Source organism: Sphingobacteriaceae bacterium GW460-11-11-14-LB5, assembly GCA_002151545.1.
GTDB lineage: Bacteria > Bacteroidota > Bacteroidia > Sphingobacteriales > Sphingobacteriaceae > Pedobacter.
The window spans coordinates 1,414,788-1,426,835 of sequence record CP021237.1 but is presented as its reverse complement, the minus strand read 5'-3'; the positions used below and the strand labels follow the sequence as shown (position 1 = coordinate 1,426,835).

General features: G+C 40.3%; 6 protein-coding genes and 1 tRNA gene. 1 reads left to right on the top strand and 6 read right to left on the bottom strand.

Features of this window, described 5'->3' with window-relative positions; genetic code table 11:
* Nucleotides 1-395: 395 nt before the first annotated feature.
* Nucleotides 396-468, bottom strand: a tRNA-Lys gene (locus tag CA265_05820).
* A gap of 344 nt (nt 469-812) precedes the next feature.
* Between CA265_05820 and CA265_05815 the strand changes: the two genes are divergently transcribed.
* Nucleotides 813-2,360, top strand: a complete 1,548-nt coding sequence (locus CA265_05815) for a sulfatase (GenBank protein ID ARS39214.1) — start codon at nt 813-815, stop codon at nt 2,358-2,360.
* 143 nt (nt 2,361-2,503) lie between these two features.
* On the opposite strand, the gene CA265_05810 is transcribed toward CA265_05815, so the two are convergent.
* The 5 genes from CA265_05810 to CA265_05790 form a co-directional block, all read right to left on the bottom strand.
* Entirely contained in the window at nt 2,504-3,562 is a 1,059-nt protein-coding gene (locus tag CA265_05810; protein ARS39213.1) for a cellulase, read from the bottom strand.
* Between the two features lie 63 nt (nt 3,563-3,625).
* A complete protein-coding gene (locus CA265_05805) occupies nt 3,626-5,440 on the bottom strand; it encodes a beta-galactosidase (GenBank protein ARS42900.1) in 1,815 nt (604 codons plus the stop codon).
* 130 nt (nt 5,441-5,570) lie between these two features.
* On the bottom strand, nt 5,571-7,088 hold the full coding sequence (locus CA265_05800; GenBank protein ARS39212.1) for a hypothetical protein: 1,518 nt from the start codon (nt 7,086-7,088) through the stop codon (nt 5,571-5,573).
* Nucleotides 7,089-7,106: 18 nt separating this feature from the next.
* Nucleotides 7,107-8,807 (bottom strand): RagB/SusD family nutrient uptake outer membrane protein, encoded by a 1,701-nt coding sequence (locus tag CA265_05795; protein ID ARS39211.1) that lies wholly within the window; start codon nt 8,805-8,807, stop codon nt 7,107-7,109.
* 5 nt (nt 8,808-8,812) lie between these two features.
* The gene (locus CA265_05790; protein ARS39210.1) at nt 8,813-11,977 is read right to left on the bottom strand and encodes a SusC/RagA family TonB-linked outer membrane protein; all 3,165 of its coding nucleotides are present in this window, start codon (nt 11,975-11,977) and stop codon (nt 8,813-8,815) included.
* Nucleotides 11,978-12,048 lie beyond the last annotated feature (71 nt).

Below are 12,048 nucleotides of genomic sequence, written 5' to 3'. Positions count from 1 at the left end.
TAAAATTTCATACCTTACAAATTTAGCATAAATATTCATAGTCAAAAAAAAAGATCAAGATTTTCAAGACAACTTCAAACTACCATATAAATTACCTGGAAGACTTTTATTCCGAAGCATAAATACCCTACGAAATCAAAAAAGATTACGCTAAGCTCGTACATTCAAATGCCTTTATTATTTGGGCTTTAATCAGCTTACATTCTTAAAATATGTGCCAACAAAAAAAACTCACATTTCAGTGAAGCTTTTCGCGATCCCGCCGGGATTGGCTCAGCCCTGCAAATCCCGAACTCGGCCTTGAGCCTTTTATAAATCGAACCCAGGCCGGCACTTCTGTTCGAATCCCAGCGGGAATAAAACAAAAAAGCCCCACATTTCTGTGAGGCTTTCTGTGATCCCGCTGGGATTCGAACCCAGGACCACTACATTAAAAGTGTAATGCTCTACCAGCTGAGCTACGGAATCATTTTGTCCCTTTCGAGGCTGCGAAGTTAGAAATTAAATTCATTCCTGCAAAGAACAAAATCAATCTATTTAATAAAAACTTAACATTTACTAAACAAATAACAGTTAAATATTTAGGATTCATCAGGTTAAGCATCATAAAAAAAATATCTTTTTTCTTTCCTCTCATCTCCTTTTTCGGGAAAAACGACAAATAAGTTAAGTCCTGTTCTTCATTAAGATCCAATTATTATTTCAGACTGCTATAAACGACTACCTGCAGCAAACGTTTGCGCAAACAATTTGAAATGTTAATCGACTAAAAACAATTATTTTTATAGTAGATCCAGCTAAATACATCATCCATGAAAAAATTTGCATTCATCATTACCTTATTAAATTTTAGCCTTTTTACCTTCGCTCAAAAAAAAACGATACAGGCACGTCCAAATATTATAGTTTTTTTGTTGGATGATATGGGAATCATGGATACTTCGTTACCCTTTTGCGACAGTATTATGCCATTAAACAAACGTTACCATACACCCAATATGGAGCGAATGGCAAAAGAAGGGATGAAATTTGTTAATGCTTATGCCCAACCCGTCTGTACACCTACCAGGGTAAGCTTAATGACGGGTATGAATGCCACCCGTACCCATGTTACCAACTGGACTTCGCCTCAAAAAAACACTAACTCTGAAGAAAAAGATGAACAATTCTCACCACTAAATTGGAATATTAATGGTTTTAGTCCGGATTCGGATATAGAAAAATCAGTAAAAGCTACGCCTTTTCCAAAATTGCTGAGGGATGCTGGTTATTATACCATACATGTGGGAAAAGCACATTGGGGCTCGATGGGAACACCTGGCGCCAATCCTTATAATCTGGGTTTTATGGTTAACATTGCCGGGCACGCAGCAGGCCATCCACAAAGTTATCTTCCTGAGCAACGTTATGGCAACATGCCTGGCAAAGCGCAGGCGCAGGCAGTGCCTGATTTAGAACAGTATTATCATTCTGAAACCTTTTTAACAGAAGCGCTAACACTTGAGGCAAAAAAAGCGCTCGCCATTCCAATCGCCAGAAAAGAACCTTTTTATCTCAATATGGCCCATTATGCCGTTCATACGCCGATTATGGCCGATAAAAGATTTGTGCAAAAATATTACGATGCAGGTTTAGACAGTACGGAAGCCAAATATGCCAGTTTGGTAGAAGGAATGGATAAAAGTTTGGGCGATATTATGGATTTCCTGAAGGCTAAAGGTGCAGATAAAAATACCATGATTATTTTCATGAGCGATAATGGCGGTTTAGATGCTCATTTAAGAGGAGGCCCTGCAAACACACACAATTATCCGTTTAAATCGGGAAAAGGTTCAGTTTATGAAGGTGGTGTACGCGAGCCGATGATTGTAAAATGGCCAGGTGTGGTTCCGGCCCACTCCATTAATCGAAATCCGGTAATTATTGATGACTTTTTTCCAACCATATTAGAAATAGCAGGAATTAAAACCCTAAAAATTATCCAAAAACTAGATGGATTAAGCCTGTTTCCTATACTCAAAAATCCAGAAGTAAAACTTCAGGACAGGTCCTTAATTTTTCATTCCCCGAACAAATGGACAACAGTTAAAGATGAAGCGCTGCTTGGAATAAATTATTACAGCGCCATTCGCTATGGCAACTGGAAATTGATTTACCAGATGCGTACACAAAAATTAGAACTCTACGATTTAAGCAAAGATATTGGTGAGCAACATAATCTTTCAGCAAGCCATCCTGCTGAAACCAAAAAACTGGCCATGCTTTTAGGTAAAACCTTAAAAGAACGTGGCGCACAAATGCCTGTAGAAAAAACGACCGGAAAAACAGTACCATTTCCAGATGAGATTTCTGGTAACTAGGTATGTTTATCGTGATCAAGCAAAAGAGATGTGTCATAAAGGTGAATTCACCTCAGATGCTGTCATGTTGAACTTCCCGAAGAATCGGGAAACTCAGGGTGACAAATCTATATTTATGACACAACTCTTTTCCTTAAATATGATTATAAACCCCATCCATACCTGATACGGGTTAAACCAGATTGATTGGTGGTTGTTAAAGTAATATTTGTTCCGCTTCCACCACGGGTCTGAATACTATAGCTATCGTTGTCTCTAAGCCCTGGCCAATAGACACTTGCCACTTTACTATTTCTAAATACATTAGTAGAGCCAACAATGTAAGCAATCTCATTATCGCTACCAACTGAACCGGTGTAATTTTTACCCGTGGTCATCGCAGCACCATATTCGGTCACAACAGTGCGGCTTGCATAATTACCAAAACGGCTTCGCCAATCGGTTTCCCAGCCCGCCTGTGTTCTGGTCGCCCAAAATGCATAATTATGCAGGGATAACAAGCAGCTCGAAAAACGGCTATCGGCTCCGATAGCGGTTACATTTTCAGAATAACCGGTACCGCCCAAAAGAATCCGTCCTCTACTTACATTAGGGTAACGGGAAAGCCATTCAGCATAAATCGTGGTTAATTGAGCCAATGTATAACCATGTGGCTCATTCATAGGTTCGAAATATACATTGGCGTTACTTCCATATTTATTAACCACAGTTTGCCACATGGCCCAAAACTGGGTGGTATTATCAATAGTGCCGTTGCGTGAAGATGCACCCTCCCAATAAGCTAAAATTACTTTCATGTTTTTACTTATTGCGCGGTCTATAGCTCCGGTATAAGCGCCCCACCATGCATCTGCCACACTAGAGGGGTTAATTGGTAAACGAACCGTGTTCACTCCGGGCATATTGGTTTGGAAAGCCGTCAGTATGGAGTTTGCCTTTGCCGATACCGTGGTATAATTATCACTGGCGGTTAACCCTGATGGTATTACCCATCCGTCCACAAAATTGTCGCGGCCATCGGCCCAGTTTACCCCCGAAATCCCTGCAGCTCCAACAGATTCTACACTTGCCTGTTGAGCATTTGAGGCTGCTGTTTTTTCAATTTCGGGTTGAGTTTCGGTAATTGATTCCTTTTTTTTACAGGCCATTAAGCATGCGCTTAACATAAAGGCTAACATTACGATTGACTTTTTAGTTTTCATAGGTTTTTTAATTTAATATTTGGTTAGTGAGGCGTTAATCAGAAAATGGTTGAGGTTGTTTCTTTAGTTTTTTAATTCATTTAAAATAGGTTTAGGTAAACTGATTAATTTATTTTGATTTGCTTTTAGTAATTCGAAAACAACCACTTCGTTTTTCCCCTTTTTCAGCCATTCTGCGGGCAGATAAAGTGTTTGTTGTGGACCAATTGCCCAATATTTACCCAGATTATGTCCATTTACCCAAACCAATCCTTTACCCCATTGGCGCATATCTAAGTAGGTATCGGCAACTTTCGTTAAATTAAATGAGGCGGACTTAAGCACAGGTCCCGTTGGCCTGGCCACTCCAGCTGGTTTCTTTTGGACATCTACCTGATCAAATGGCAGCCTGTACATTTTCCATGATTTAATCACCGTGTTATTAAAAGTTACATTTTTGGTGATGCCCTTATTATTTTTCAATAAATAAGGTCCAAAATTAACCCTGCCCATATTTTCGACAAGAATATCTAATTGTACCATCCCTGCAGGAAGATCGACCACTACACTATCCTGATTAAGCCTTCTGTCTAAAACACCTACCCTTTTTTTATTGATAAATACCAAACCATAATCGCGCAATTCGTTGATTTTGATTACGCCTTTACGTCCACCCTTTATCGTACTGCTGTACAGCACGAAGCCATATGGCTGGTTCAGGGCTTCGAAGGTTAATGGATTTTCGCTTAGTTGCGGTTTTCCGATCAAACTAAATATATCTATCGTTTTGGTAAGGGTTATTGAAGGTAATGTAATTGCAGGCTTAGGTTTGGGAACATCGGGCAGCGTTTGGTTAGCCGGCAGATTCTTTTTTATGGTTTCGCGAAAAAGCATAAATTTAGGGGTTGCATTCCCGGCTTCATCTAAGGGTGCATCATAATCATAACTACTAATCTGTGGTTCGTAAGCGGTAGAATCGTTATAGTTTGCCCCATTCATAAAACCCCGGGTGGTACCGCCATGAAACATGTACATATTGATGGAGATGCCTCCTTTAAGTACGGTATCTAATTTATCGGCATAAGTTTTAGGGTCTACCTGATGGTGTTTTGTACCCCACCAATCGAACCAGGCCGGGTACCACTCCGGTACAAAATATGGCCCAACACCGTTATTATATCTCTTGATGAGTGTTCTGATTTGAGCAGGATTATCGATACCATTTACGCCAGGAAGCAATCCGGCCAAATGTCCGCCTTCTAAGGCCGGAACCGGATCGCAAGTAGAAAGTACCCCATCAAAACCCGCTTCTTTAAAAAACCGGGTATTCATCTGCAGGTATTCTTTATCGTTCCCATAAGAACCATATTCATTTTCTACCTGAACCATTAATATGTTGCCACCATGGTTTATTTGCAATGGTGCAAGGCGTTTACCCACCTCGGTAAGGTATTCTTTATATTCTTTTAGGTATTGTGCCTCTTTACTCCTAACCTGTAAACCTTTAATGTTTTGCAACCAAAACGGATACCCCCCAAATTCCCATTCGGCACATACATATGGACTTGGCCTGAGCACCACCCATAAACCTTCTTCTTTGGCAATACGCACAAATTCTGCGATATCGTTATTTCCTGAAAAATCATATTTATCTTTCTGTGGCTCATGTACATTCCAGAAAACATAGGTACCAATGGTATTTAACCCCATTGCTTTAGCCATTTTCATCCTATCTCTCCAGGCTTCCCTGGGTATCCGGGGATAGTGCATTTCACCGGAAATAATCTGGAAAGGTTTATTATCAAGCAGGAAAACAGAGTCTGCAAGTTTAAACGTATGCTTAGACTGGGCATGGCTTTTAAGGCCCGCGAAACAAGTAATCAGGATTACTGTAAGCATTAAATTTTTAAGAATAGGTTTCATAGTGTGTTATCTTTAAGGTAAAAATTAAGACAAAGCATGGCCATATCGATCTAAATAGTGCCTTTCGGCCTTAAAATCAAATGGGATTTAATGAGGATGTTAGAAATTAATCGCTAATTACAGTGGTAATCGATTTAGGCAGAATATTAATTTTTTTGGTGTTTGTATATTGTTTATAGGGGGCCAGACTATATTCAGCTGAAGTAACATAAGTTTGAGCAACGCTTTGTACCTGTCCTTTAACCTCCAGATCAAGATCCACATCATTATCAGTAGTATTAACCACCACGGTTACGATCTTTTTATCCTGCCGGTAGGATGACACGTAAATTGGGGCCGCTTTTTCATCTACCATTTTAACCTGAAGGCGTTTACTCCCCTCTTTTATAAAACGGCTATAATTGCCTAAGGCCCACAACATTTTACTATCATACACCTGGCCGTCGGTTTTATTTCGATCGATATAAACCAGTCCGTCCTTATAATCGCCTGTTGATACTGCCAGCCACCATTGCCATGATGTAGCATTGGACAGAACCAGATCGTGATGAATTAACCTTGCAATAAACAAAGCCGTTACCATGCCTAAGTCTCGTTTTTCGCCTTTTAGAACATCATCACCTAGCACACAATATTCAGACATCCAATACCTTAAACCTTTTATACTGGCTACTGCATTGCCTGTTTTTTTACGTACATCAATGAATTTTTGTTCCGGGCTGGTTGTAAAATAGCTATGTCCTGAGATGGAATTGTCAATATTGGAAAGATTACCAACATAATTGGGTGATGCAGCATTAAAGAACTGAAAAACCTGATTTCCTTTTGCTTCATTACCATTGTCATATAAATAATCTAACTGACCAGCCTCACCTATCTGTATTTTTGTTTTGAGCTGGTTTTTCACAAAAGCCTCATTAATGCCTTTAAACAGTTTGGCCAGTTCGGTATTATTGTACGGGCAACCTTCCTGTTTATGCTCATTCCATTTCCATTGCGGTTCATTTGCAGGACTCACATAATCCAATGTTATACCTGTTGTTTTCTTTAATCCTTTTATTGTTGCCACAAGATCGGCTGAAAACTCAGGTAGTTTATTAAAATCCAGGTTACAGTTACCATCAGTTGAGTAGGCTTTTCCGTTTTTGGTAAATAACACATGCGGACTGTTTACAAAGCCAATAAATTGATTTACGCCACGTTTTTTAGCCGCCTTCAGAAACCAGGTTTGCCCCGGCATGGCATTCCAGTTGTAACTGCCATCCTGTTGAAGAAAAGCGTACTGACGACGCCATTCGTCGCCAATATCGCTTGCCTTACCTTGTGATGCGCTCCCTGCACCAATGCTAAAACGCCACATGTTTAAACCAATACCAAGGGGCTGGCCTGTTTTGGTTACTTGTGTACTAAAAAGCAAATCGGCCATTCTATCCCTTTTCTCATCAGGCCATAATCCGGCGAATTGACAAGACCAGGCATCAGATGCCCCGAAACCTTCTATTGTTTGAAACTGAACCGATGGATCAATTTCAATTTTTACAGTTTTTTGTGCCAAAACATTACCATAGCAAAACAAGGAAATACAGGTAAGAAAAGAACTGATTTGTTTATAATACTTTATCATGTGATGTTAATTATCTGATTAATATCCTGGGTTTTGCTGTAATTTACCTCCAGAGGCCAAAATTTCTGCCCTTGGTATTGGCAACCAATAATGTTTGGTTTCAAATTTACGTCCATCCAGGGCAATTTTAGAAGTATAGGTAAATCCTGTACCAACTTTTGTAATAATGATTCCGCCGGCAGGTTTATTTTCGGTTATATCTGCAATTTTCCATCTCCTTACATCATAAAAACGGTGTTCTTCAAAGGCGAGTTCCACTCTCCGCTCATAACGTACGGCATCACGCATTTGCGATTGTGTAATTCCGACGGCTAATGCCGGCATATTTACACCAGGTCTTGCACGTACCATATTTATGGCTTGTCTGGCCGACATTGTAGCTCCGGCAGGAACAGCCTCTGGTCCATAAGCTTCGTTTGCTGCTTCTGCATAATTAAGCAATATTTCTGCATATCTAAAATAGATCCATGGCTGAAAACCTGCATTTCCCCATGGATTTTGTAGAGGATAAGCATTGTTCATGAATTTTTTAAGGTAATAACCTGTTTTAGTTGTATTCCAGTTATCAATTCCATCTTTACTGTCTTTCCCGCCCGGAATAAAAGTTTCTACATTACGTTCGCGGTAAGCTGCTCCGTTGTACAAAATGGTTGCTGCAAAACGTGGATCGCGGCCTTGATATGGATTGTTTACATCGTAACCAGAAGTGGGGTCGGTAATGGGTTTTCCGTTGGCCATCTGGTAATCATCTACCAGGTTCTGCATAGGAAGATTTCCTCCCCAGCCACCATAACCATTTGGCCCGTTTGCAATTTCCAGGTGAGTATGATTGGCATTTTTGGTAAACAATCTGGCGAAGATGATTTCGTTATTCTGATCATTCAGGAACAGATTTTCATAACCTCCGGTATAAATACTGTATTTATTTAAGCCAATAACAGCTTGTGCCGCTGCTGCTGCTGCCTCCCATGTACCTGCGTTGTACAAGGGACTGGCGGCATATAAAAGCAAGCGGGATTTAAGTGCTAATGCAGCACCTTTAGTAGCCCGGCCAGCCATCCAGCTATTGCTGTTATCGAGTGGTAGATCTGCTGCAGCCTGATCCAGTTGCGCCACAGCATAATCAATACTCTGTTTTATTGTTGCACGTTGAAACAAAGCCGGGTCTTGTAGGTTATCAGTCAGGCTGGTTACTTTATCCCCCATTAACACTACGCCACCATAATTTCGGATTAAATCCTGGTAACGGAAAGCCCTTACAAATTTGAGTTCTGCGATCAATTGTTTTTTATGCGATGGACTCATTGCAATGTTAGCAAGCACACTAAGCGCATAATTACATTCTCTGATACTTTTGTAGCTCCTGCCCCAATATACGCCCGCACTACCTAAATTTTCCGGAGCCAGCTGTCCTCTTTGAATCAACCAGGTAAAATCGTCGTTATTGTAAACAGATTCGTCAGTGTAAGAGCTCCACATGCTGTATTCGAAGCCCCTGCCAAAGCCTGGTGCAGAACCATCACCTTCTTTATCCTGCAAGCGGGTAGCAATATAGCGGTTGGTTACATAAGCCTCCAGAACCGACGTATCGCTTTCTATCGTAGCGGTAGAAATCCTATCTGTGGGTTCTACATTTAAAAAATCTTTTTTACAGCCCACCATGCTTAAGGAGATGAACGACAGGCCTAATAATATTTTATGTATTGATTTAGTATTCATGATGTTTAGAATTTAATATTAGCGCCCAGATTAATAATGCGTTGTTGTGGATAAAACTGGCCACTGCCGCTGTTTCCTTCGGGATCATAATCTTTAACTTTTGAAAAGGTGAGCAGGTTAAATGCACTGGCATAAAATCTTAAGCCTGAAACATTTATTTTCTGTAAAAACGCCGCCTTTAAATTATAGGCAATTTCTACGTTTTTAAGTCTTAAAAAAGAAGCATCGTTTAACCAAAACGTGTTGGTAAACTGCCCGCCACTGATGGCATTTGATGCACGGTCTGTAACTCTTGGATAAGTGCCGTTCGGGTTTGATGCACTAAACCGGTTATCGGCCCAGCTACTGTAAAAGTTACCTACACTTCCTGCTTCAGGCAACACATATTGGCTTACCTGCCCCTGACCCGACAATACGAATGATACATCGAAATTCTTGTAGGAGGCCCCGAAGTTTACACCATAGGTAATCTGAGGGGTATTGCTATAGTCTGATCTGGTTTGATCATCGGCGGTAATTTTGCCATCGCCATTATAATCTAAGTATTTAAGGTCGCCTATTTTAGCACCACTTACGTGTGGATAAGCATCCAATTCCTGTTGTGTTCTAAATATACCGATGCTATTGTACAAGAGGTAAGAATTTAGTGTTCTTCCGGTTTGGCGCTGATAATCTAAGGTACCGCTGGCCTCATCAATAAAAACTACCTTATTTTTAGCGTAGGTAATGTTACCCGATAAATTCCACTTAAAATTTTCACCATTATGGTTATAGCCTAAAGTGGCTTCGAAGCCGTTGCTGTTTACTTTCCCTATATTTTCTGATGGAACCAGCGGATCAGATCCGTAAGGATTTACAATACCTGAAGAGCCTGGCAATGAAGCATTACGGGTGGTTAAGATATCAGAACGTTTTTGCTGGAAATAAATGGCTTCGATACTAAAGTTTTTAAATACCGTAGCATTAAAACCGATATCGAGTTTTTTCGCTACCTCCCAGGTAATGTTCGGGTTTGCCAATTTAACCAGGTTTACACCAGGCTGAATAGTTAGCGCATTGCTGGCGTCTCTGGCTACAAATCCATTACCAACCAGTACATAATTATCAAAATATTGGAAACCATTTACATTATCATTACCCAAAGAACCATACGATGCGCGGATTTTTAAGTTATCAATGAATTTAACATTTTCGTTAAACCATTTTTCTTTTGAGATTACCCAACCTGCAGAAGCAGATGGAAAAACACCATACTGTTTTCCTTGCGGAAAAATAGATGAACCGTCAACACGGAGTTGCCCTTCGAAGAGATATTTTTCATCGTAACTATAAGCTAAACGGCTAATTACACTTCGTCTGTTATAATTAGAACTATAACCAGAGTTCAGGAAATCGGTAGCCGCTGTACCACCCTGAGAAAGTTCGGGTAAAGAGGTAGATAAAAAATTAAAGCGTTGTGCATCAAAATACTCTAAGTGATTTTCACTCTGCTCGTAACCTACAAAGGCATTAATATCGTGCAGGTTAAATTTACGGGCATAGTTTAGTTTAATATTGGAAGTCAGCAGCGACTCATTTCTATGGCTTTCGGTTAAAGTTGCTTTTTGGTTGTTACCGCCAACAATTACGCTGTTAAAGTTTTTTGTACCTTGATCATACTGGTATAACAGGTAAGGTTTGTTAAAACTTTTACTAAATACATTTGATTTATCTGCCGAGAAAAAGCCATCTACAGAAAGTCCCTCTACCCCTGGTATAATAAAGGTAGCCCTTAAAATTCCATTTAAAACCTGTGTAGGATTTTTATTGGTACCCCCGATATCGGTTACCTGCATTGCAGGGTTTGCATTTTCTATTCCGGTTGTTGGCAAACCATTAGGGTAATATGCGGCTGCAATTGGTTTTGCCCGATAGATAGATCTAAAAATATCACCTGCCCCAACTTGCGGAAATACGCGGTTCTCTTGCCTGCCCGATACGGATAAACCAACTTTAATATATTTAGAAATATTGGCATCAACGTTACTACGGAAATTATACTGATTGTATTTAGTTGCACCATTTTTGTATAAACCATCCTGAGCGATCGTGCCTAATGAAACGTAATATTTTACATCTTCACTACCGCCATTAACCGAAAGGCTATGCTGACTTTGAAGCGCAGTCTTTTTCAGTGTTTCGTTAATCCAATCGGTATTAGGATACAAGAGCGGATCAGAACCATTGCGGAATTTCTCAATCTGATCTGCGGTATAAGATTGATTAAGGCCTCCTGCAGGGTTTGAATCGAAACTAATTTCGTTCATAATTTGTGCATAAGTAGCAGCATCGGCCATTTTAGGCAACCTGGTAGGCGAACCAAAACCCTGGTTAAAACTGTAACTTATAGATGGTTTACCCGTTTTTCCTTTTTTGGTGGTCACCAATATTACCCCATTTGCAGCCCGGTTACCATAAATAGCCGCAGAAGCATCTTTTAATACCGATACACTTTCGATGTCGTTTGGATCTAAACGCTCCAGGCCACCAATCTGGCCAGGAACACCATCAACAACAATGAGCACATTATTGCTCCCGGTGGTGGCCAGTCCCCTTACGGTAATGCTGGAGCCATCAACACCGGGTTCGCCACTGCGGTTGTTTACAATTACACCCGAAAACCGGCCTGCCAGCGAGTTCGACAGGTTTGGCTGTGGGCTTTTCATCAGTTCACTTCCTTTTACCTGCGATATTGAGCCTGTTAAGGTTGCCTTTTTCTGCGTACCGTAACCAACCACTACGAGTTCGCTTAATGTTTTAGATTCTGAACCAAGCTGAACATTAATGGAAGTTCTGTTTCCTACAGTTTGTTCCTGACTCGTGTAGCCAACATAAGAAAAAACGAGTACATCTGTTGTAGTCGCAACAGCAATACTATAGTTACCCTTCGCATCGGTTTGTACCGCCTTCTCTGTGCCCTTGATTTTAACGGCTACACCAGGAAATGTAGCACCCGTTTCATTTGTTACTGTTCCCGTTACCACAATTTCTTTAAGCTGGTTTTTTATTCCTGTTTTAACAGAAACTAAAGATGCCAATGCGGGGAAACTGATGGATAAGACAAATAGAAATGCCAGTGTTTTAATGGTAAAGGATTTTGGCAAAAATCCCTTCTGAACTTTTTTTCTCATTTTAGTTTGCAAGTTTAATATTTGGTTAACAGCTCAGTTTTATCATCCACCCGACAGAAATTCTCTATCGG